This window comes from Succinimonas amylolytica DSM 2873 (assembly GCF_000378405.1).
Classification (GTDB): domain Bacteria; phylum Pseudomonadota; class Gammaproteobacteria; order Enterobacterales; family Succinivibrionaceae; genus Succinimonas; species Succinimonas amylolytica.
Genome location: NZ_KB899636.1, coordinates 1311496 through 1334063 on the forward strand (window position 1 = coordinate 1311496; position 22568 = coordinate 1334063).

The 22568-nt window shown below is 41.2% G+C and carries 17 protein-coding genes and 1 pseudogene; 10 read left to right on the plus strand and 8 right to left on the minus strand.

Going from position 1 to position 22568, the window contains the following annotated elements; translation table 11 throughout:
• Positions 1-287: 287 nt before the first annotated feature.
• Both F557_RS0105855 and F557_RS19015 read right to left on the minus strand, forming a co-directional pair.
• On the minus strand, positions 288-2048 hold the full coding sequence (locus F557_RS0105855; protein WP_019001311.1) for an AAA family ATPase: 1761 nt from the start codon (positions 2046-2048) through the stop codon (positions 288-290).
• A gap of 670 nt (positions 2049-2718) precedes the next feature.
• Positions 2719-3534, minus strand: a complete 816-nt coding sequence (locus tag F557_RS19015) for a recombinase zinc beta ribbon domain-containing protein (RefSeq protein ID WP_044142652.1) — start codon at positions 3532-3534, stop codon at positions 2719-2721.
• A 159-nt stretch (positions 3535-3693) separates the two neighbouring features.
• On the opposite strand from F557_RS19015, the gene F557_RS0105865 reads away from it, so the two are divergent.
• The 5 genes from F557_RS0105865 to F557_RS0105880 all read left to right on the plus strand — a co-directional run bounded on the left by F557_RS0105865 (position 3694) and on the right by F557_RS0105880 (position 7713).
• Positions 3694-5904, plus strand: a complete 2211-nt coding sequence (locus tag F557_RS0105865) for an IS1634 family transposase (protein ID WP_019001314.1) — start codon at positions 3694-3696, stop codon at positions 5902-5904.
• A 130-nt stretch (positions 5905-6034) separates the two neighbouring features.
• Complete coding sequence (locus tag F557_RS21050) at positions 6035-6679, plus strand: DUF4417 domain-containing protein (RefSeq protein WP_026297769.1); 645 nt, start codon at positions 6035-6037, stop codon at positions 6677-6679.
• The gene (locus F557_RS22940) at positions 6649-6798 is read left to right on the plus strand and encodes a hypothetical protein (protein ID WP_157617755.1); all 150 of its coding nucleotides are present in this window, start codon (positions 6649-6651) and stop codon (positions 6796-6798) included. Before F557_RS21050 ends, F557_RS22940 begins: the two co-directional genes overlap by 31 nt.
• Positions 6791-7210 (plus strand): hypothetical protein, encoded by a 420-nt coding sequence (locus tag F557_RS0105875; RefSeq protein WP_019001315.1) that lies wholly within the window; start codon positions 6791-6793, stop codon positions 7208-7210. Before F557_RS22940 ends, F557_RS0105875 begins: the two co-directional genes overlap by 8 nt.
• A gap of 14 nt (positions 7211-7224) precedes the next feature.
• Positions 7225-7713: a hypothetical protein gene (locus F557_RS0105880; RefSeq protein ID WP_019001316.1), complete on the plus strand. Its 489-nt coding sequence runs from the start codon at positions 7225-7227 to the stop codon at positions 7711-7713.
• 241 nt (positions 7714-7954) lie between these two features.
• Here F557_RS0105880 and F557_RS0105885 read toward each other — a convergent pair whose 3' ends face one another.
• The 5 genes from F557_RS0105885 to F557_RS0105905 all read right to left on the minus strand — a co-directional run bounded on the left by F557_RS0105885 (position 7955) and on the right by F557_RS0105905 (position 13413).
• Positions 7955-9070, minus strand: a complete 1116-nt coding sequence (locus F557_RS0105885) for a PDDEXK nuclease domain-containing protein (RefSeq protein ID WP_044142656.1) — start codon at positions 9068-9070, stop codon at positions 7955-7957.
• A gap of 93 nt (positions 9071-9163) precedes the next feature.
• Positions 9164-9703 (minus strand): peptidoglycan recognition protein family protein, encoded by a 540-nt coding sequence (locus tag F557_RS0105890; protein ID WP_019001319.1) that lies wholly within the window; start codon positions 9701-9703, stop codon positions 9164-9166.
• A complete protein-coding gene (locus F557_RS0105895; RefSeq protein WP_026297771.1) occupies positions 9693-10118 on the minus strand; it encodes a phage holin family protein in 426 nt (141 codons plus the stop codon). The genes F557_RS0105890 and F557_RS0105895 overlap by 11 nt, the downstream gene beginning before the upstream one ends.
• A 41-nt stretch (positions 10119-10159) precedes the next feature.
• Positions 10160-10993, minus strand: a complete 834-nt coding sequence (locus F557_RS0105900; RefSeq protein ID WP_019001321.1) for a glycosyltransferase — start codon at positions 10991-10993, stop codon at positions 10160-10162.
• A complete protein-coding gene (locus F557_RS0105905) occupies positions 10990-13413 on the minus strand; it encodes a host specificity factor TipJ family phage tail protein (protein WP_019001322.1) in 2424 nt (807 codons plus the stop codon). Before F557_RS0105905 ends, F557_RS0105900 begins: the two co-directional genes overlap by 4 nt.
• Before the next feature lie 131 nt (positions 13414-13544).
• On the opposite strand from F557_RS0105905, the gene F557_RS0105910 reads away from it, so the two are divergent.
• The 4 genes and pseudogenes from F557_RS0105910 to F557_RS0105920 all read left to right on the plus strand — a co-directional run bounded on the left by F557_RS0105910 (position 13545) and on the right by F557_RS0105920 (position 16201).
• The gene (locus tag F557_RS0105910; protein WP_019001323.1) at positions 13545-14081 is read left to right on the plus strand and encodes a transposase; all 537 of its coding nucleotides are present in this window, start codon (positions 13545-13547) and stop codon (positions 14079-14081) included.
• A complete protein-coding gene (locus F557_RS22165; RefSeq protein ID WP_157617756.1) occupies positions 14057-14269 on the plus strand; it encodes a hypothetical protein in 213 nt (70 codons plus the stop codon). The genes F557_RS0105910 and F557_RS22165 overlap by 25 nt, the downstream gene beginning before the upstream one ends.
• Before the next feature lie 150 nt (positions 14270-14419).
• Positions 14420-14680 (plus strand): annotated as a pseudogene (locus F557_RS23645) (transposase); the annotation flags it as partial.
• 333 nt (positions 14681-15013) lie between these two features.
• A complete protein-coding gene (locus F557_RS0105920) occupies positions 15014-16201 on the plus strand; it encodes a Fic family protein (protein WP_019001325.1) in 1188 nt (395 codons plus the stop codon).
• A 333-nt stretch (positions 16202-16534) separates the two neighbouring features.
• On the opposite strand, the gene F557_RS19025 is transcribed toward F557_RS0105920, so the two are convergent.
• A complete protein-coding gene (locus F557_RS19025) occupies positions 16535-17428 on the minus strand; it encodes a LysR family transcriptional regulator (RefSeq protein WP_019001326.1) in 894 nt (297 codons plus the stop codon).
• Positions 17429-17998: 570 nt separating this feature from the next.
• Between F557_RS19025 and gltB the strand changes: the two genes are divergently transcribed.
• The gene (gene gltB / locus F557_RS19030) at positions 17999-22567 is read left to right on the plus strand and encodes a glutamate synthase large subunit (RefSeq protein ID WP_019001327.1); all 4569 of its coding nucleotides are present in this window, start codon (positions 17999-18001) and stop codon (positions 22565-22567) included.
• The last annotated feature ends 1 nt before the right edge of the window (position 22568 follow it).

Here is a 22568-nt window from a genome sequence, read left to right on the forward strand (position 1 = left end):
ATGATCTGGAGGGTCAAAATCACTGAGCAGAATGAAAGTTAGTGCCGGACAAACCTAGCAAGCAAAAAAGGGACAGACTCAGAGAGCATCGACAGATTGCTGACTATTGACCGGAAGAATCCATTTATCATCAAGTATGAGATGGAGATACCAGATTGCGGAAATTGGGAAATGTGTACCAATGTTTTAGATAAGAAAGAAAAACTTATAGAGCTTATGAAAGGTGGTGGTCTCTTAGGTGTTACACATAAAACGAGTTGTTGCAAAATTTGCAACAGCTCAAATAACTACCCGGAATACACGCATTCAGAACCGGCAAAGACCATGGCATAGGCCTTGACCTGTTTATCCTTGAACTCAAGTGCGGTCTTGTAGGTTTGTACCTGCTCGGTTGCTTCCTTTTTCAGACTTTCAATCTTTGCTTCAGTTGCATCTTTTTTAGCGGCGTACTTCAGTTCGATGAGGTAGGTACATTCACTTTTCTTTCCCTTGTTGATGGTGATTACCAGATCAGCATACTTTTCTCCCTTGCCGATAACTCTCAGCGATTTCTGTAGCTCAACCACAACTCCGCGCATGGAATTAAGCTTGGCGTGGAGCACCAGATTCAGTGCCATCTCACTCATGTGTAAAAGAACCTGATTGGTGAAGATACTGCTTAAAAACTCTGTACAGGAACAAGCAAAAGATGAAAGATCATCCGAGGCATTAAGTAGTGCTGATATATCTAGTTTCTGTTCTCTGAATATGCTATTAGGCTTTAATCGCAAGTCCACCGTGCATTGTGCAAACAGCTTCGACATAAAGAGATTCGGAATTTTTAACATTTGCCTGTCTGAGCTTGACAGTACCGGATCAATGGTGAGATAGCCGAGATAATACAGCATGGATAAAAGCTGAACTTCGCTATACTTCTCTGATTTATTCAAATTGATGTTTTCGGCAAGTTTTTCGAGGTAGAACGAATCGCCACTGAGGTATGTGTCTATAATGTTATCAGCCAAACCATCTTCGGCAATGTTAAACAGTTGCTGTAACTTTGATCCGTCATGATCGGATGCCGGGTCCAGATATTTTTCAGGGGCGAGAAATTCCTGTTCCTTCTGCATCCTGTTTAAATAATATAGGCACATGGATGAGTTATACAAGGTGCTTTTAGCTAGTCGACTGAAGCAGTATCCATCGTAAACTGGTTTCATTCTGGAAATTACTTCATCGACGGTTACACCTATGCTTTTTATATCAACCAGCTCAGGAATGAGCTTTTTAAGTTCGGTTTCCGTTAAACCCGCATATTCATTAAAACATTCGTCAGAAGTGACATTTAGTGAAATGTTAAATCCAGAGGTTAGGGAATCAAGTGATACAGAAGATACGCCGGTAATGAATGTTTTGGCAACACATCCGGCATCGGCTGCAGCAGCCTTTATTGCGGCATAAAAATCTTTGAGGAACCCTCCGTCACTGGTTATAGTTTGGAACAGATTAAAATCACGTGATAGAATCTGGTTGGCGAAATTATCATATTCATCAATCATCACATAAAGTCGGCCTTTATCGGAATAGCTGGCATAGGCAGAAACGAAATTATTAAACAGAGTAACAGAATCTGATTTGTCCAAATTATCATAGTTAAATATGAAATCAGGATATCTTCTCTTAAAATTATCTATGCCAAAAGCTACCGCAGAAAAGAAACTGTTGTACATAACGGTACTGCTTTGCGTGCCAACCCGGGAAAAGTCAAAATTCAATACATGATAGGTGTTATGGCTTTCCAGATGTTCATTGTATATATTAGTCTTGTAGAACAGTTCTTCATATCTGTCAGCATATGATATGTCGTAGAAGCATTTCAGCATCTGGATAAAGGTACTCTTGCCAAACCGTCTCGGACGCAGAAGAACTGGATATAAGGTCATTCCATTATCATCCAGTGACTTAATCATTGCGCTTTTATCGGCAAAAGCTCTTTTGAGCTTGCGAAACGATTCATAAGCAACTTCGCCATACGGGGAATTTAACAATTTTACTTCACTTTCTGACATAACGAATCCTTTGTTCCCAATTCATATCCGACATCTTTGTGCTTTATAAACGTATGTGTATAATTTATGGTTATCATGTGTCGGATATCTGCGATTCACAATACTTTCTTTTCAGATGTTAAAGGGTTTCGCTACAAATAGCAACTTTTATGGGATACTATGGTGATGAAGACATGAGATTTAGCGGTGTGTACTGCTTTGACATAAGCACAGCACACTCGACCTTACGGACTAAAACGTCTGTGCTTATGTTTCGCTACACGAACTGCGTTTAGCTCGATACGTTAGTGCTAATGAATATCAGACATTGCCAGCGGGGTGTCATCACACGTCGAGACGGTTGTACTGCTGTCACGTGATAAAGCCTAAAGAAATCCAGTATTCATGCGGTTTCAGCGGTGGTGGTTGAAATTTACACAATGAATTTTATGATGTATTTCTTTGAAAAATGAGTTTGCTGAAACATATTTACAGTATGAAAAACAGGCATTTTTTCTGAGGTCGAGTGTGCTGAACTGCTTTTTTGCAATAGCAGTTCCGAACACCCAACCTAAAAATGGCTCTGAAACTGTGGAATTGCTGTCAGGTGGCTTTAACTCTTTTCCGGCATAAAAAAAAGAGCGGCGGTATATGCTCGTCACTCTTTCTTAAGATGATGTCTGATTGTCGGCTATGATTGGATATCCACGCTAATCCCCGACTTGAATTCAATCGTGTACTTGTCGCCATAGATTACTATCCGCTTCACCCAGCATCTGGTTAGAGCCTCATCAAACACAGTCAATTCAGAGCTTTGCTTTCTGATGAAGTCTAAAATGTCATTGATTCTGGTGACGTACTCTTCACGGGCAGAATCGTCAAAGTTGGTTTTTTGCCTCATGTCTCTGAGTTTAAGAATTCTGTCGGCAATTTCCTTGTAGTCCTTCCTGGCCTCAACGCACTGAATGAGTTGTTTCTGAAGTTTAGCAAGCTCATCGTCAATTGCCGAGACACTCATTACTCCGGAGGATTCGTCAATCGTCATAACGGCGCGAACGTTCTCTTCCAGCTGTTTTTGAAAACCTTCCTGCTTATCGAGAAGTTTGTTGAATGCAGAGAGACATGCTGCCTTTAAGGCTTCCTCATTCACAGTTCTGGCGTGGCACTCAAGACCGGTGGGTTTGAGTCGGCTCAGGCATCTCCAGACGATTGATTTTACGCCTCTGTTGTTCCAGTGCACCCGGCGGAACAGTTCACCGCACTCACCGCAGAAAACCATCTGGGAAAAGACATGGTGACCGCTGAAGGAGCATTTCCTGCCGCTCGATGTTGTTGTAACCCTGCGTCTGCGTACAAGCTCATTCTGAACTCTGAGATAGATGTCTTTTGGAATGATGGCTTCATGGTTACCTTCCACATAATACTGCGGTACGATGCCGTTGTTTTTGACTCTGGTCTTGCTGAGAAAATCTGTGGTGTAGGTTTTCTGAAGCAGGGCATCACCGATGTACCTGTGTTCCGCAGTCTAATTACTAAATTTTCATAATCTTCCTCTAGTGCAGGCCTTTAATATCAAGGGTCTGCACTTTTTTTGATTTTTTAAAATTGCCGTATTTATATGGTGCTATATGGTGCATTTATGGTATAATACCTCATAGGATGTTAAATGTTTCTTGCCGAGGTTCTTATGTTTCTGACCATCAAAAAAGCAGGTGGAGGTAGATACCTTTATCTTATAGAATCTGTTTATGATCCAAAGACAAAGAAGGTAAAAAAGAAAATTATTCAAAACTTTGGCAAATCCGAGGAGTTTATCGAAAAGAACCCTGAAAAGTATGCTGAATTAGTAGAAAAGTACGGAAAGAGCAAAGAAAAATTTCAGACAGAGAAGAACACGACTATCAATTCATTTTTTTCTAAGAACATAACCTCGACTGATGACATTCTAAAAAATTTCAATGGGTTATATCCACAGAACTTGTCTCATCTCATTCTCCGAAAGTTATGGAAAGAAGACTTGTTAATGACAAGATTTTTTAATCATCTTAAAGAATATGAAGGATTGGAGTTTGAATACAATGTATCTGATATTGCCTTATACTTTGCAGCATTGAAGATAGTCTCCCCTATGTCTTATCTTGCCGGGAAGGAGCACAGTCCGAGATTTCTAGGTGATCCGATGAGTAGCTATACAACGGACGATATTTATCGATGTCTGCATTTTCTATCCAAATACAAGGATAGCATAATGAAACATCTGTGCAACAGAGTTGGAGAACTGATTCCAAGAAAAAAATCACTGCTTTTTTACGATTGTACAAATTGCTATTTTGAAACACCTTGCAATGATGTTTACTGGAACCGAAAAAAAGGACTGCGCATACTCCGGCGGAAACTCAGAAAAGAAAATCCGGAATTTCAAAAATTATCAGACCGTGATTTGAACACGGTGATTAATGAATCGCCTGAGTATAGCTTGTTGCTTGAGGAACTTATAGAAAGTTTAGGAGAGCCTCTGCGAATGCACGGGGTCAGCAAAGAAAAGCGATTTGATCTCCCCCTGATTTCCATATCACTGGTTATTGATGAACATGCAATTCCTATAGATTTTCAAATTTATGCAGGTAATCAGGCTGAAGCATCAACGATGGTTGAATCAATAAAAAGGCTCAAGGAAAAGTACGATATAAAAAATGCAGTACTGGTAGCAGACAGTGCGCTTAACGGCACTAAAAATCTTGATATGCTACTCAAGGAGGGGCTTGGCTTTGCTGTAGCAAAATCAGCACTCACCTTCACTGATAAAATCAGACGTAGTGAGTTGGATTTGTCAACATTCTCACAAATAAAGGATGAAGCAGGAAATAAAACCAGTTTTCTTTACAAAATTATCCCGTATCAAAATGTTAAGTACGAACGGAAGCTTGTGAATGGCAAATGGGTTTCAAACAAGTATTCCATTGACTGCAACATGATGATTACGTTCAGTGAAACCAGAAAGAACAGGGATTTATCAACCTTGGAGGAGAATATTCTGCAGGCCAAAGCCGCCATAGAACGAAATGCACAAATCAATTTGACCAAAAACGGCTGGAAACAGTTTGTTATTACTTCTGATGAAGTGACGCCTAACGCTGAGCAAAATGAATCAGCCTCCGGGCAATCTGAACAGGAAGACGGTGCATCAAACACCTCTGACAACAATGTCGTTAATGACGAAAAACAGAAAACCAAAGGTAAATCTAAAGAAACAAAAGCAAAAAAATCTGAACCGTGCATAGCTGTTGCACTGAACGACAAAAAAATCGAAAAAAGGCGTGAGTGTGCCGGCTTCGCCGCTATCCTCTTTCAGCCCCCTCCTGGTTCCGAAGAATCGATGAACGCTGATTACGTAAGTTCTCTTTATCATCATCTAGTTCAAATAGAAGAATGCTTCAGAATTATGAAAAATGAATTTGAAATCAGACCGCTGTTTGTCAGAGACAGAGATAGCGTAACAGGTCATGTTCTTTTATGTGTTGTAGCCTTAATAATGGTGAGACTCATTCAAAATAAAGCCGCAGAAAAGAAATGTTCAATTACAGCTTCAAAACTAAAAGAAATAATGAACGCTTTGACCCTACTGACTCTTTACCGCGACGACAATCATTGTGTATATCTAAAATCAAAGGAATTTAACCTGACAGACGGATTAAGAAAAGTAGAAAAGGAAAATTCAACATCAGTTGAAGAACCTGAATTTATATTTGAACTCCTAACAGGAGTAAAAATGCCAAATATTTCTACCATGGAGGAATTACGAAAGATTTTTAAAATCAAATCCATGAGCCGATCTAAAGATCAAATAAATCAACTAAAATGCTCTGTTAGTGCTTAATTGAGCACCATAAAATTACGGCAATAAAAATCGCCCCAAACCCTTGGTACGACTGTGTTGTCGTAATTTTTTTTACTCTTTAGTTGCGGAACACAGGCTTGACCTTAAACATTATGAGGGCACGTCTCCTATGGTAATTGACGCTAACGAATTTCTAGAAAACTTTGCAGACAAAGATTTGCCGGTAATAATCCCTCGTAAGGGATGTCATGATATCTGGAATGCATTCATGGTAAAAAACGCAACTTTTTCTTATCCATCAGACATTCCGTTCTGCCCATGTACCGCAACTTCACTGCCTGCCCAACTAATATCTTACGACGATGCTAAAAGCCTTTACAAAAAGGAAATAAAAGTTAATCCAGATTTTCATATCAACGCATACATCCATTTTTATATTGACGATCAAAAATTTGATGGTAAGCGGGACAGTATATGGTTTAACTGTGAAAAGGCTTTGAATATATTCCGACATTTTGATGGAATTATTACTCCGGACTTTTCTACCTATGCTGATTTTCCAGACCCTTTGAAAAGGTACAATACATACCGCATGAGAGCTTTGGGTAACTGGGCTTCTGAAAACAAAATTTCTGTGATAAATAACGTTCGTTGGGGAACTAGTGAAACGTGGGACTATTGCTTTGATGGAATCCCACAAAAAAGCATTGTTGCTGTAGGCACTGTAGCAAGTGGTTTAAAAAATCTTTTTATAGACCACAATTTGAGACAGGACTGCGCAAGATGGTTGAAACTATATCTCCAAAAGCAATAATTGTCTTTGGTTCAGTTCACTATGATTTTTTCGATGATTTAAAAAAGGTAGGAGTGGAAATAGTCGCTTTTCCGAGCAGAACAAATGAAGTATTTGCAAGGAGAAAAAGTCATGAGTAAGCAATTCAGTGGGCATTTTAATAGGACTGCGGGAACAAAAGTTTGGAATACTGCAGAAGTATGGAATCATGTTCATCCAACTCAAGGTAACTATGCTGGGACGTATCTGCCAAAATCCTTTAATGTGGATACTCCGCAAGGAGCAATGTGGACTCACAACAATGCAACTAAACATATGCATGAGACCATTCTTTCAATAAAGGACTCACCAGTTCTTAAAAATAGAGATCCTAAACTTTATACGCAGTTCATTCTTTATGATTATTGGAAGTCACTCGGAAAGGCTGTTAAGAGTGGGATTGTTTATAACGAAATGATTTATGCGGGGCGATGGGAGTTTATGTTTGCCAAACCAAGAAGTAAAGATAGTAATCCCGTTATCAAACATGCTAAATTTACGGGACTTAAGTAAGGAGTTTTTATACTATGGAATATAAATTTGATGCATCCATACAAATGGAGTCAACATTTGTTGCAGAAGAATATTTTGCCGCAATTATCAACTTTTCCCCGGAGGAATTAAATAATCATTTTATTGAGTTTAAGTATAATAATACGGATATGTTTGAGATTTCCGTTCATCCTGAAACCCATGTAATTAAAAGATTTACATTAACACTTTGCAATCATTTCACAGTGATCGACAAAGATATGTCTGTCCCGATTTGTACTGATGGAACAATAATAATCGATGGCCCGGATACAACAGAATGTGAAACCTTTATGGTTAACCTTTATAATAATGGTATGCTGATTAAATTATCCGATGAGGAACCAAAGTTTTATTATAAATCGGGGAATATAATATTTGCTATAAGTGATAATGGCAAATTAACTAAAGTTTATATAATTAACCTTACTAAAACAGATGTGAATCATGCCAAAAATGAACTTTACCTAGGAATTGAACCATAAAAATTTTTTATTAGAGCAGTTGATTGGTTTGATTAACCAGGTTTCAATCATTGTATTTTAAGCCGACAGTCCCTTATCTGCCGGCTTTTTCGTTTTGAGGAAATATCATTATTCCCCAAGTCGGCTATTCACCTCATGAGCCAAATCGCACAACTTCCCGAATAGCCAATTTCCAGGGCAGGACTTCCTGGCAAACCAGCGGTGGACCGTCAGCAGCATCTCATTTCAGTCTATTATTTCTTTATAGAGAACTCTCATTTGACGATATTTCAGCTTCGATTTCCTCAATGGTAGGCAGACTTCCTCTGAATTCTTCCGGAATGAATGTGGTTATGTCGTACTGAGAAATCCCCATGGGCTGACTGCTGGCTTCAAGCGCATAACGAGCCTTGACGTTATCTTTTGATTTGCAGATTAACAGCCCCAACGTAGGCCCATCATTTTCACCCTTCAGCTGATGGTTAACGGCAACCATGTAGGTTCCTAGCTGCCCCATATCACCGGAATCAAATTCCTTTACCTTGATTTCAACAACCACATAGCAGTGAAGTTTGATGTTGTAAAACAGCATGTCGATGAAGTTACTGGTATTGCCGATTTCAAGCCTGTATTCACGTCCCACAAAGGCAAAGCCGTTACCAAGCTCAAGAAGAAATTTGGTGATGTTATCCATGAGAGCATCTTTTAGTTCTTTTTCGTCATAGCTCTCCCGTAGGGTAAGAAAATCGAAGGTGTACGGATCTCTGGTAATCGCCTGAGCAAGATCGCTTTGAGGAGCAGGAAGAGTAAGATCAAAATTGCTTACTGCTTTGCCCTGTCTTTCATAGAGGTCTGTATCCAGAAAGTTCATCAGTACAGCTCTAGACCAATTGTTCTCGAGGGTTTTGTGTATGTAAAATAAGGCTTTATCACGGTTTCCGTCCACCTTATTCATGATCTTAACAATATGCCCCCAAGGAATTAAAAAGATTTCATCATCAGTAAATTGCGAAACAACTTGTTTCGTAAATTCTCCTGTGTTCGATAGCAATATGTGATCTTGATCAAATTGCGAAACAACTTGTTTCGCAATTGGAAATAAGCGATAAAACTGATGCATGTTCTGAAGGTTTCGGGCAGAAAAAGACTTTACATCAGGCAGTTCTTTTCTCAGATCTTTACCAACCTGTTCGTAAAAATTGCTTCCCCAATGATAGATGTTCTTTTTTTCATCCATGTCATGTCCGAGACTCCAATAGAAACGGAGCATTTCACTGTTAACTTTCATGGAGGCTTTTATTTGACTTTGCTTGAATCTTAATGAAATATCAGAGATCCATTCTTTGTATGCATTATCTATATTAATTAAATTCCCCATATTATTCACCTCTTTCATCACTCACGGATAAATCATACAATCTAATTTGCAATTGAGCAATTTCCGTGAGTGCCATTATTAACAAATAAAAAATTACACTCGAAGTCGGCTATTTACTTCCTGAGCCAAATCGCCCAACTTCCTGAATAGCCAGTTTCCCGGACAGGACTTTCGAGCAAACCAGCGGTGAACGGTCAGCAACATCTCATCAGATTTAACCTCATAACTCAATGCCTTATCCCGAACAGCAATCCATACAAGTTTCTTTTTACCGTTCCTTCTGCAGATATCAACGCACAGATCTACCAATGCGGCATACACCTCCGGCTTCATGGTGTACGGCTCAGTCAGATCAGACGCGCATTCGATGGTAACGGCTCGCTGGTCATTGTCCCGGGATGATGAGCACCAGGAACGGTTCTGCTCATCAACACATAGTCCTATTCTGCCGTCAGCCCCGATGCAGTAGTTGCAACTTGCCTGTCTGCCACTATCCTTAAAGCAATCGCAGATGCGTTCCACACTGAGCTGACCGACAACAGCGTGAGGTGTGATTCGGTCTATTGCATGAGTCCTTCTGCCGGAATGGTTCGGACTCAATCTGGTGTAACTTACGAGTGGACTATTTGCCATTGTCATTCTCCTTATCTTCTGATTTATCGTGTAACTGGTTTAATGCTTTCCTGACCACAGCAGGTATCGGCAGACCGAGGTGCGCAGCGTTTTCAAGTAAGCTGATGCCTTCGTTTGAAAGGTAAAAGAAAATTACCGCGGTTCTGAGAACACTGCCGGTCTGAAAAATTCTCGTGTCCAGAATGCTGGCAATGCCGACCAGCATGAACACGATTACCTTCCTGCAGATGCCTTTAAAGCCGATGGAGCTGGACAGATTGTTATCGACTATCCCGCACATAACACCGCTGATGTAGTCGATAACCGTAAAGGCAATCAGGGCATAAAGCAGACCGTCACATCCTCCGAGAAAGTAACCCAGCCATCCGCCGATTCCGGTAAATACAGCCTGGAGCATATTCCAAAGCTCTCTCATTTTGTTTCTCCCAATAAAAAAGGCGACCATCAAGCCGCCCGTCATTTCACTCTGTTTACGTTACTTCGTACCCGTCCGATAAAGTCTCTGTCGAGATAACCTTCCACCCGTTCACAGGCAGAGAGGTATTTCTGCCAGTAGGCATAAGCCCGGAAATCAAGATAGATGAATTTATTCCAAGGCTTTTCCATTGAGAGATAATGCACCATCAGCGGAGCCATTTCCTTGTACCCCGGATTGAACCAGATGGCATTGAACTCACCTGAAAGCTGATGCTTTTTCTTAAAGTGAAGATTCACAAAGTCCTGCTCCGGGCAGTACATGAAGTTGCCTTTTTCCTCAATCGTTTTGATGAACTTCTCATACAAGCCTTTACAGTCAGCCTTGTAGCACATAAGACCGGTATTGAAATACAGCGGAGTGTTCACGATTTCCTTAAGCTTCATCTGCTTCATCCATTTATCTCGGTTTTCACGTTCGCTGACTCCGAAGATGCCGGATTTATGCTCTGCCGTAATCTCCTCAAGGAGAGGAACCGCCGAGCCTAAAAACAGAGTGTCCAAATCGAAGTTCAGGACACAGTCCGTTTCTGCAGAAACTTCCTCAAGTGATTTGATACGCTGGGCAATGGCAGGAACGGCACTGCGGTGAACCATCAGTCTGTTACCTCCCACAGTGGCAAAAAGCTCATGCTGAGGAAAGGTAACGTAGCGAACCTCCACCAGTTCTTCCGGCACTACGGCGAGAACTCTCTCAAGGTCTGTGCCTTTTTCGGCATAAATGATGAGTTCAATGCGGTTATATCTGAAAAAAGAGCTGAGGGATACCACCGCTTGATTGATATATCCCTCATCAAGAACTACAAATGCTTTCATTGTTTTTTCTCCTTAATGTCGTCTTTGAAAATGTCCTCTGAGTAATTGATGAGCTTAAGTGAACAGCGGTTGCCGCTTTCCGGCTTAACGGCAGTAACCCAGCAGAGCTGCAGTTCACCGATGGCAAAAAGCGGATATTCGAGAGACTTGCCGAATTCACTGTCCCAATCAATATCCGGGTAAGTATCAAGATAAAGCGTATGGCTGTCATTACGGTAAAAGGTATATTCACCGTAGGAACCGTCCTTTCTTGAGATATATACGATACCTTCCCAGATATCCTCCGGAAGCTCGATATCCGTGGTAACGGTCTGACCGTTAATTGCGGTTATCTTGCCGGTGATGTTGGAAAGATTCTCATCGAGCATAAGTCCCACCAAATCGTTGAACTGACAGTTGAGACCGTTAAGTTCGGTTTTGATTTCATAGGTAACTCGTGTATTTCTGAGATATCTAAGTCTCCTCATGCCGAGAGCTACCGCATGGTCATAGTCTGTTACACCCCAGGCTTCAAGCTGCTCCTGATTATCGGATTCAGGATAGGAGGTGATGTGTTTATTTCCATACTCGTCGATGTGACAGTACACGGTTTCGGTCTTGTAGGTTTTAGGCGAAGTGAAATTTACCACCACCTCATCAACATCATCCTCCTTCGGCAGCGAATAGGTGATTACCGGACTTGAGGTCATATTGCTTTTGGTAAAAATCTGCGTTGGAGTTGCTCCCGCATAAAGCCTCTTAACCGATAAGGTATTGTCCCTTACCACCGGAACTGCAAAGCCGCAGTTAAGCACATCTCTGAGTGATTCCAGAAGAGTGCTGTCACTGTCGATAGAGCCGTTGCATTCAAGTCCCTGAGAACGCCAGAGTTCATCAAAGTCCATGAGTGTATCGACATCAAGGATATTACGGTACTTGGAGTTCCGCACGATGTACTGAACCACCGGGGCAATATCCCTTGTTGCCACCAGTGGTTGATTATCTGAATACCCGAGAGCAGGAAGTTTTCTTGTCCAGTAAGTGGCTAACTGATTTTCGGAAAGCTCGGATAAGGTTTCGTTTCCTTTGAACCTGCAGATGAGCACCGTCATATTGTCATAACGGTCAATGGTGCTGGTGACGCTTTTAAGTCCTACCCATTTAATCTCCTCAAGAGCACGGGTAGAGCCGTCCTCCTGGGAGGTCCTAAGAACCCTGAACTCATAATTCCCGGCAGTTGCAAGTTCGATTCTGATGGTTTCGGCAAGCTGGTCGTTGGTATTGTTGGTCCAGGTTTTCTCAATCACGGTATAAGGCTCATTGGAACCTGCTCTGCGGTACTCAATCTGAATGCTGATGGAGAGCTTGTCGAACTCACCATCATCGTTAAGCTTGCCAAGACCTCCCGGCATGGAGAAATCAAGCTCAAAGATTTTAGATTCTGCACCGTAAGGACATGCCCGGTAAGGACCAGCGTAACCACCGTCACTTGCCTGACCACTCACCAGAGTAAAAAGCACATGCTCCTGATTTACTCCGGTGGAATAAAAGCCATGCCAGTCTGAAATCTCACCGTAGCTGTCGTTAAGACGTTTAACCGTGTAGACGCCGTTGGTGTAATCGAGAATTTCATAAAGGCCGTTATCGTCATACGGATAATCTGCAGGCATCGGCTGAAACACAGAGCCTGCCAGGCGATTTGCCGTAGCGGTTATTTTCGTGTACGGCTGAGACGGAGTAATCTCCTCGGGATATTCCGGAACGGTCAAATCTGAACTGTCGAACTTTAGCGTAACATGACCAGTTCCATCAGAGCTTACTTCGAGAATTTCACAGAGAGCCTCTGCGGTATTCGATTCATCCTCAGTTACGGTTTTACCGCCGCTGCAGCCTGACGGAATGGTATCGTAGGTAACGGAGGTTACTGCAGAAATAGTAACCTTCAGATAATCACCGTTACGGCTAATCACCTCGGTCTCAATTTCTTCACCGGATTCCTCATCAACGCGGGTCTGAATTTCTGTGGCTCTTGCCCGGAAAAACTCATCAGGGCTAAACCCATCAGCGCATTTCAGAGTAAGAGTGGTAATACCAGATGCAGCATCTGTTTCTGCTGCAACAATCTCAGTGCTGACAAGACGGGTATTTCCTGCACCGCTTAACTCGAAGATGGTGCCGTTTGCCCATTTCAAATCAAGGTTCTGCTTAATGCGTACCGTCTCAGTACCGCCACCGGAGCAGCCGCCATAACCGATGTTGTAAATTCTATAGTTGCAGCCGCTGAAGGTGTTACCCTTAAACTCAAGATTCACACCGTTCATGGAGGAGGTATCGATTTTACCCTGACCGCTTTTTAAGGTATGACCGCTCTGGGTAACCTCGGTTGATGAGTACCAGCAGTACCAGGATTTGTACTCCGGTGAGTTTGGGGATGCGGACATAATCCTGAACACCTAAAGAGGTGATCTATGGCATATACCGTCCAGCAAATCAAGGCGGCTTTAAAGCTTTATGACAGACTAAAAAAATTGTTCCAACCGTTCGTCAATTAGGTTATCCAACTGCTCATACCATGTATGAATGGATTAACCAGAGAGAAGCAACAGGAGGTAAATTTCCTGATATCGAACCATTAGGAGTTAGTAAACGTCACCTAAAGGTGAAAATGAATCATGATGGTTTCTCTGCCGAGCATAAGCTTAAGATTCTAAAACGTTGCTTTGAAGGAACTGAAAATATTCGCGATGTTGCTATAGATGAAAAGGTTTCACGTACTATAATCTATTCATGGAGAAAAAAGTATCTTAAGTACGGAGTGTTTGGATTGCAACAAAAGAAAAAGCAAATCAAAAGGACTGCATCGATTGAAGAACTAAAAGCAGACCACTCGACAGACAATGGAGAAAAATCATCAGATAAATCGGCAAGTTCTGAAGATATTGCACTGCTTAAAAAGCAGATAAAAGAACTGCAAATGAAAGTTGATGTAATGACAGAGGTCTTTGAAATATTAAAAAAAGGCCAAGGCACTGATACTGATATGGGGATGCGGACAAAAAACTGGACACCCAAAAGAGGTGATCTATGGCATATACGGTACAACAGATAAAAGTAGCTTTAGAGCTTTATGACAAAATTAAAAAAATTGTTCCAACCGTTAGACAATTAGGATATCCTTCTGTTCATACTCTGTATGAATGGATCAATCAAAGAGAAGCAACAGGAGGGAAGTTTCCTGATATCGAACCAATAGGAGTTAGGAAACGCACTAGAATTCGTTCCATGCAAGGCGTATAAGGCTTTCTGCGATTCTATAAAGGCTGTATACAATGCTGTTGATAAAGAAACAGCATTACAGAACTTCAGCAGGTTTAGGGAGCTCTGGGGCAAGAAATATCCTGGTGCCGTAAATGCTGGGAACGTAATCTTGACACTGTACTGCAGCTGTTTGATTACCCATCGGCCATCAGAAAGCTTATATACACGACCAATGCGATAGAGAGTACAAACTCCAGCCTGAGAAAGGTAACTAAAAAGGGAACTTTCGAATCGCCAGATGCTGTTTACCGGGCTATGTATCTGAGGATACTTACGCTAAAAGAAAAGTGGGACAAGAGTCGAGTACAGAATTGGACCACAATTAAAAATGAATTTCTTCAACTACCACTTACAAAAGAGAGAATGGAGAAGTTATTTTTTAAGAGTTAAATCACAGTTTACACAAAATAGTATTTACTCCCCATCTATCGTAAGTTTCCCAGATATACGGTCTGATACCCCCCACACACCTTGTTTTAGGTACCATCGTAAATTCTTCCGATCGTTCATAGGAATGTTCAAATCAGACATGAAAAGTCTGTTATTCTTACAGTAAAATTACCTGATTTGTCAAGGGATCGAATTTTTACTTAGGCATGTCTGTAAGAGAAAGTGGTGACCTTTACTTTGGGTGTGGGATACCCGAGTATACAAGAATTGTGGAATGTCGTGCAGGTTATTCTTAGCAATTATGTATAAGATCATAGAGACGAGGTGATAATAATGAATAAAGATCCTTTCAAAGACTATTTCAGAGAAGCAGAGCCTGACAAGCGAGAAAAGAGCTATGCGTGGCATACAGCTATTGGCCTCCAGGCGGTTGACGGGCTCAAGACATCGGATTATTTGGTGCACACCGCTGTCCGCAATATCGAGGGCGAGATATCTTTTGAAGAGGCTAATGAGCTTCTTCAGACCTATTACGAGGAAAAACCTGCACATGATACGAAGGATCGCACTGAGGAGGCCGACAAGGTTGCAGCCAGAATTGCGGCGCTTTTATCAGAGAAAGCCTTCAGTTTCACCCCGAACGAGTATCTTTCCATTCACAGAAAGCTGTTCGCCGGCATCTATTCTCACGCAGGCTGCATCCGTGATTACAATATCACGAAAAAGGAATGGGTGCTGAACGGTGCGACCGTCCTTTACGGCAGTGCCACTGAGCTGAGTGCGACGCTTGATTATGACTTTTCGGAAGAAAAAAAATTTTCCTATAAGAATCTTTCGATGGACGAGATCATCCATCACCTTGCGGTATTCGTTTCTAGACTATGGCAGATTCACGTATTCGAAGAGGGCAACACCAGAACAACAGCAGTGTTCTTCATCAAGTACATGAGGACATTTGGATTTGATGCGGCCAACGAGATTTTCGCCGAGAATGCATGGTACTTTCGAAACTCTCTTGTACGGGCCAACTATAATGACTTGAAAAACGGTATCCATGAAACGACAGAGTATCTGGAACTATTTCTGAGAAATCTGCTACTGGACGAGAAACATCCTCTTCATAACCGGACATTGCACATCAGTGAAACATTTGAAGTACCGGAAAAATCGAGCATTGAAGGGCAAAAAGCGAACATTGAAGGGCAAAAAGCGAACATTGAAGGGCAAAAAGCGACCATTGAAGGGCAAAAAGCGAACATTGAAGGGCAAAAAGCAAACATTGAAAGAGTAAAAGCGAACATTGGAGACTCGTTTACGGAGAAAACTGCTTCTAATATATGCAAATTATTGGAGACGTTTGGCTTCCAAACAATCTTTGGAAGATTAGATGTTCAGAATGTTCTTGGTCTGAAACCGACAAGAAGTACAGAACTGCTTGGTGAGATGACAGAGAAAGGATTCATCGAACCGGTAACTGGGCTTGGAAAAGGAAAGTACAGATTCAGAAATAAACAGGGCTGAGACGATGAATTTGACAGTCAAAAGCTGACAATTCCTCCGTTGACGGGACATCATCTGTTACTGTTGGCAAAGAGGAATAATCCCACAATTCTGACAAGCTAAAAAGGACTTTTTCTTCTGGTCTGGATTGTGGGTTTTAGTAGGATTTTTGGGAAAATTTACGTATAAATACGGGCTTAATTTGCTGTCTGAACGTATACAGTAGGTGCTTCTGTTGTTTCCCTGTTTTTAAGGACATTTAGGAAAGCAAAAAAACGGATAAACATAAACTAACAAATCTGCGACAAGATCTAATGCTGAAAAATAAAGATCTGAAAAGCTATAGCTTTAAAATTAATTATTTATTTCATATATTTCTTTTATGTGCGAAATAAATTTTGTTGCCAAGGCGTTGGGATGTCTCTCATTATCCCAGGAAAGTAAATAATCGACATTAATGGTTGGTAGTATTTTTTTGATCGTAACATTGGAGCCGGATGAGATATTTTTAGCAACAGATGCCGGAAAAAGGGCAATTCCGAGATTTCTGCTTACAAGCTTAGCAGCATTGGAGGAGTGAGCTGTTTTAACAACAAAATGAGGTTCTTTTTTAAGATTTTTAAACCAGCTTCTTATTTCGTCTTCACGCGAGCGTCTTGAAGAAATTATAAGATCATTGTCGATAAGCTCCTCCAGTGTAATGCATTGCTTTTTTGATTTTCCTAATGGAGTATTTGCAGGAATAATTGCGACCCAGTTTTCTGAAAATACTTTAAAACCATCCAGTAAATCACTATTGGTAGGAGTCATAGTAATTGCAAGATCTATAAGACCGGCTTTTAGGCGATCTGTTAAATCATCTACATTTCCACACCATAAGTTATACGTTACATTTGGATAGAGCTTTTTAAAGGATTCTATCCATTCTGCTACTAGTGTTGGACCATTACTGTCAACATGACCGATATAAAGTGTTCCGTTAATGCCGTTTTGCATTTCAGATATTTCAGTTTTAGTCATATCAACCAGAGTTAAAAGTTGCTCACCTCTTCTTTTAAAAGCTAAGCCTTCGGCAGTCAATGTCAGATGTCGTTTGCCCCTGATAAACAGAGTGCAGCCAAGCTCCTCCTCCAGTTCCATAAGAGCTCTGCTTAGCGGTGGTTGAGACAAATGCAGTTTTTCAGCAGCTCTTGTGATATTAAGCTCTTCGGATACTGTTAAAAAATATCGGATCTGTCTTAAGTCCATATGTACCACCTTTTAATTCTATCATACCTTAAAAGTATTGTTGTCTTGCTATTATAGTATTTTATTTATGATTAACAGAGAGCTACAATTCCTGCAATTGATAGGAACAGAACACAGTTCCTAAAGAATATCATGATTGGTCAAAAAAAATCATGGTCAAGAGCATTGTTTCTGAAAAGATATTGCTATATCAGGTTTATGGTTGCCAGATGGTTATTTAGTTTGTATCGGTATACCGGAAAGTGACTTGGTTGTCTGTTGGAGATTGAGGCGGCCAGTATAGCAAGTAACAGGAAATGTTTTAAGGTGGAAAATGTGAATAGCAAATAACTGGCGTTGAATTTTTTGAGTATGCAGGAAACCAATTATCGGCAATGCAACCTGATGTTTTCCAAAGGTTAGATTAATTCAGGTGAGTTACCAGGTAGACGGGGAAATGCGGTGCAGGTGTAGTTCCTTTCTCCGGTTATAAAAGTTATGTTAGTTATAAGCATACAATCCTAAGAAATAAATATTTTATTAATGATTTAAATTTAAGTTTGCTCTTATATGTGCAGTGGAGTATATGACATGTCTGTATATGAAGACGATTATTACAATAATAAGAATGAAGCATTAATAGCTGAGCATGATGCGTGTGGTATCGGAATGGTCGTTAATATAGATGGCAAGAAAGAGTATCGTACTCTTGATGATGCGCTGTCTATTGTGGAAAAGCTTGAGCATAGAGCTGGTAAGGATGCCGCCGGAGAGGTTGGTGACGGAGTTGGTATTTTATTACAGATATCTCATGGTTTCTTTAAGAAGGCTGCTGCTGATTCAGGAATCAGTATAGGAGAGGCCGGAGATTACGGTGTAGGAATGTTTTTCCTGCCCCAGGAATTGAGAAAAAGAACCCTCGCAATGAGACTGTTTCAAGTAAATTGTGAAAAAAACGGGTTAAAAATTCTGGGGTGGAGAGAAGTTCCGACAAATCCGAAAATTCTTGGAAAAAAGGCCCTGGATTGCATGCCTTACATTGGACAGTGTTTCATTGAAAGACCAGAGGATTGTTCAAGGGGCATTGATTTTGATCGTAAGCTTTATGTGTGCAGACGTGAATTTGAACAAAGTGCCGAAGATACCTATATCAATTCACTGTCTTCCAGAACAATAGTTTATAAAGGTATGTTTCTGGTAGGTCAGTTACGCCGTTTTTACACTGATTTACAAAGCAGAGATTATGAAACATCTATTGCCATGGTGCATTCCCGTTTCTCTACTAATACAACACCATCATGGGAAAGGGCACATCCCTACCGTCTTATTGCACATAACGGGGAGATCAATACAATTCGCGGAAACCATGACCGTATGCTGGCACGAGAAGAAACTCTTCATACACCATGGCTGGACGAATTTGCTGACAAGACTTTCCCTGTAATTCATGCTTCAGGTTCAGATTCTGCCATGCTGGATAATACACTTGAATTCTTTATGATGAACGGTGTACCTCTTCCTCTGGCAGTTATGATGATGATCCCTGAACCATGGAAAAATGATCCCTACATGGAACATGAGAAAAAGGATTTTTATCACTACTATGCAACCATGATGGAACCATGGGATGGACCTGCTGCCATCTTGTTTACTGATGGTGAAATTGCAGGTGCTACATTGGATCGGAATGGCCTGCGCCCATCTAGATATTACATTACCGACGATCATCGTTTGATTCTATCCTCGGAGGTTGGCGTTTTAGACATTGATCCGTCACACATTGTAAAGAAATCACGTTTGCAGCCTGGAAAAATACTGTTAATTGACACTAATGAAGGTCGTCTGGTTTTAGACAAAGAATGCAAAGAGCTATATTCTAAGAAATATCCATATGGTGAATGGCTTTCTTTAAATTTACTTCAATTATCCGAACTTAAAATCCCTAATAAGAAGATTCCGACGCACAGCCAGGAAATGCGTGATCGCTTATACAGAGTATTCGGCTATACGTATGAAGATGTAAAAGAACAGATTTTGCCGATGGCCTCTAATGCAGCGGAAGCTACCGCTTCTATGGGGCATGATATTCCTTTGGCAGTGCTCTCTGAAAAACATCAGTTATTGTTTTCATATTTCAAGCAGCTTTTTGCACAGGTTACCAATCCGCCGATTGATTCAATCCGTGAAGAGATTGTCACTGACACATCAGTTTATGTTGGTTCGGATGGAAATCTTTTAGAGCCATGCGGAGAAAATTGTCGGGTTCTGCAAATCAACAACCCTATTTTAACAGGTGTTGATTTACTCAAAATCAAATCTCTGGATCAAGAGGGCTTTAAGAGTGGCGTTGTATCAATTCTTTACTATAAGAATACCTCACTAGAAAAGGCCGTTTCTCAGCTTATAGTAAATGTTGATCGTCTCTGCAGCAAGGGCGTTAATATCGTGATCCTGTCAGACAGAGGGGTTGATGAGAACCATGTGCCTATTCCATCGCTGCTTGCTGTTTCGGCTACTGAGCAACATTTAGTAGAAACCAAAAAGCGTACAGCAGTGTCCATCATATTAGAAAGCGGCGAACCTCGGGATGTGCATCAGATGGCTACATTGCTGGGTTTTGGTGCCCGGGCTATAAATCCGTATCTTGCCCATGAATGCATTGCAGAGCTTATAGACAAGGCAATTTTAGATAAGGATTACCATACTGCCATTGCTGATTACAACTCTGCGGTATTGCACGGAATTGTTAAGACTGCGGCAAAGATGGGCATTTCAACATTGCAGTCATATCAGTCTGCCAAGATTTTTGAGGCTGTGGGAATTTCAAAGAATGTTATTGACAAATACTTTACTGGAATTCCGAGCAGAGTTGGCGGAATTGATTTAAATGAAATTTCTGAGGGCATTCTTTTTCGTCATGATCATGCTTTTGATCCTATGGGCCTTGCTGTTGAGACCAGTTTGGACAGTACAGGCTTTCACGGTTTGAGAAGTGGAATAGACAAGGAAGATCACCTTTATAATCCCCAAACTATCATTGCATTGCAAAGTGCGGTCAGAGCAGGAAGCTATGCAATGTTTAAGGATTACTCAGCTATTGTGGATAATGAAAAGCCGCATACCTTAAGAGGATTAATTGATTTTGTAAAGGTTGATAATCCTATTCCGATAGAAGAAGTTGAGCCTGTTTCCGAGATTGTCAAACGCTTTAAGACCGGTGCAATGTCCTATGGTTCAATCTCCAAGGAAGCGCATGAAACTTTGGCTATAGCCATGAACCGCCTGGGTGGCAAATCAAATACAGGAGAAGGTGGTGAGGATCCTGTTCGTTTCGGAACCGAAAAGAACAGCAAGATTAAGCAGGTGGCTTCCGGCAGATTTGGAGTAACAAGCGAGTATTTGAATAACGCTGAAGAAATTCAAATCAAAATGGCTCAGGGAGCAAAGCCTGGAGAGGGTGGTCATCTTCCTGGGAAGAAAGTTTACCCGTGGATTGCTGAAAGAAGATATTCGACTCCAGGTGTTTCATTAATATCGCCACCTCCGCACCATGATATTTATTCAATTGAGGATTTGGCTCAATTGATTTACGACCTTAAGAATGCCAACCGCAAAGCCAGAATTTCAGTCAAGCTGGTATCAGAATCAGGTGTAGGAACTATTGCCTGCGGTGTGGCAAAGGCTGGTGCACAGGTAATTTTAATATCCGGTTACGATGGTGGTACTGGCGCCGCACCGGCAAGTTCTATTCATAATGCCGGTTTGCCATGGGAATTAGGATTGGTGGAAGCTCATCATTCTCTTATTGAAAACGGACTCAGAGGCAGGGTAGTTATTGAGGCCGATGGCAAACTTATGAGCGGTCGAGATGTAGCAATAGCAGCACTCTTAGGTGCCGAGGAATTTGGATTTGCTACGGCTCCTCTGGTGTCAATGGGTTGCATGATGATGCGAGTTTGTAACAAAGACACATGTCCTGTTGGTATAGCCTGTCAAAATGAAACATTGAGAAAACGTTTCAGCGGCAAACCAGAATATGTAATGAACTTTATGATTTTCATTGCTGAAGAATTACGCGAAATCATGGCTTCGCTTGGAATTAGAACCGTAGAGGAAATGGTGGGAAGAAGCGATTTGCTTAAGCTTAAAGATAAGCAAATCACAAAGCGGGCAGAGATGGTCAATATGAATCTTATTTTGGATCAGGCCTTTGCTCATGCAAAAGAAAGTCATTTCATAGCGGAAGAAGCTTACGATTTTAAGCTTGAGAATACTCTTGATGAAAAGGTGTTCCTGCCAAAATTTAATAAATGGAACGGTGAAGGTACATTAATTTTTGATGATGTACAGATCTCAAGCACAGATCGCAGCCTGGGAACCATACTGGGATCCTGCATAACTGAAAAATTCGGATCATCACTTAAAGATGATAGCGTTCAGATCTCATTGAATGGAGGCGGTGGCCAAAGCTTTGGTGCCTTTATTCCAAAAGGGCTTACTCTAAAACTCACTGGAGATGCCAACGATGGTTTTGGCAAGGGGCTGTCAGGAGGAAAACTTATCATCACTCCTGCTGAGCAGGCAGCATTTGAAGCTTCAGATAATGTAATTATCGGAAACGTGGCTTTATACGGGGCAACTTCAGGTTCTGCTTATATCAACGGCATAGTCGGTGAAAGGTTCATGGTAAGAAATTCAGGAGCAACCGCAGTATGCGAGGGCTGTGGGGATCATGGACTTGAGTATATGACTGGCGGAAAAGCTGTGATCTTGGGAGAAGTTGGTAAAAACTTTGCTGCAGGGATGAGTGGAGGAATTGCCTACGTTTTGGATCAAAATCATAGTCTTTACATGAGAACTAACAAATCTCTTATTGAGATGACTGAGTTAAAAGAGGCTGACAAAAAGGAGCTCAAAGAAATTCTGGAGGATTATGAAAAGAGTACAAAGTCTAAAAGGGCAGCAGAGATTTTAAGTGATTTTGACTCCTGGGTTCCTCTATTTAAAAAGATTATTCCTATTGATTACAAGAACATGCTTACTTTAATCGGTAAGTACGAAGAGCAGGGAATAGGTCATGAACAGGCAGTTTATGAAGCTTTTAAGGATGTTGCATCCGGTTCTTCAGAAGCTGCAATTCGACAGCTCAAGAGTGCATAGG

What these genes read in the sequence shown, in the direction of transcription:
- F557_RS0105855 (WP_019001311.1), bottom strand. Translation starts at nt 2,048, where the DNA reads ATGTCAGAAAGTGAAGTAAAATTGTTAAATTCCCCGTATGGCGAAGTT.
- F557_RS0105865 (WP_019001314.1), top strand. Translation starts at nt 3,694, where the DNA reads ATGTTTCTTGCCGAGGTTCTTATGTTTCTGACCATCAAAAAAGCAGGT.
- F557_RS21050 (WP_026297769.1), top strand. Translation starts at nt 6,035, where the DNA reads ATGGTAATTGACGCTAACGAATTTCTAGAAAACTTTGCAGACAAAGAT.
- F557_RS22940 (WP_157617755.1), top strand. Translation starts at nt 6,649, where the DNA reads ATGGTTGAAACTATATCTCCAAAAGCAATAATTGTCTTTGGTTCAGTT.
- F557_RS0105875 (WP_019001315.1), top strand. Translation starts at nt 6,791, where the DNA reads ATGAGTAAGCAATTCAGTGGGCATTTTAATAGGACTGCGGGAACAAAA.
- F557_RS0105880 (WP_019001316.1), top strand. Translation starts at nt 7,225, where the DNA reads ATGGAATATAAATTTGATGCATCCATACAAATGGAGTCAACATTTGTT.
- F557_RS0105885 (WP_044142656.1), bottom strand. Translation starts at nt 9,070, where the DNA reads ATGGGGAATTTAATTAATATAGATAATGCATACAAAGAATGGATCTCT.
- F557_RS0105890 (WP_019001319.1), bottom strand. Translation starts at nt 9,703, where the DNA reads ATGGCAAATAGTCCACTCGTAAGTTACACCAGATTGAGTCCGAACCAT.
- F557_RS0105895 (WP_026297771.1), bottom strand. Translation starts at nt 10,118, where the DNA reads ATGAGAGAGCTTTGGAATATGCTCCAGGCTGTATTTACCGGAATCGGC.
- F557_RS0105900 (WP_019001321.1), bottom strand. Translation starts at nt 10,993, where the DNA reads ATGAAAGCATTTGTAGTTCTTGATGAGGGATATATCAATCAAGCGGTG.
- F557_RS0105905 (WP_019001322.1), bottom strand. Translation starts at nt 13,413, where the DNA reads ATGTCCGCATCCCCAAACTCACCGGAGTACAAATCCTGGTACTGCTGG.
- F557_RS0105910 (WP_019001323.1), top strand. Translation starts at nt 13,545, where the DNA reads ATGTATGAATGGATTAACCAGAGAGAAGCAACAGGAGGTAAATTTCCT.
- F557_RS22165 (WP_157617756.1), top strand. Translation starts at nt 14,057, where the DNA reads ATGGCATATACGGTACAACAGATAAAAGTAGCTTTAGAGCTTTATGAC.
- F557_RS0105920 (WP_019001325.1), top strand. Translation starts at nt 15,014, where the DNA reads ATGAATAAAGATCCTTTCAAAGACTATTTCAGAGAAGCAGAGCCTGAC.
- F557_RS19025 (WP_019001326.1), bottom strand. Translation starts at nt 17,428, where the DNA reads ATGGACTTAAGACAGATCCGATATTTTTTAACAGTATCCGAAGAGCTT.
- gltB (WP_019001327.1), top strand. Translation starts at nt 17,999, where the DNA reads ATGTCTGTATATGAAGACGATTATTACAATAATAAGAATGAAGCATTA.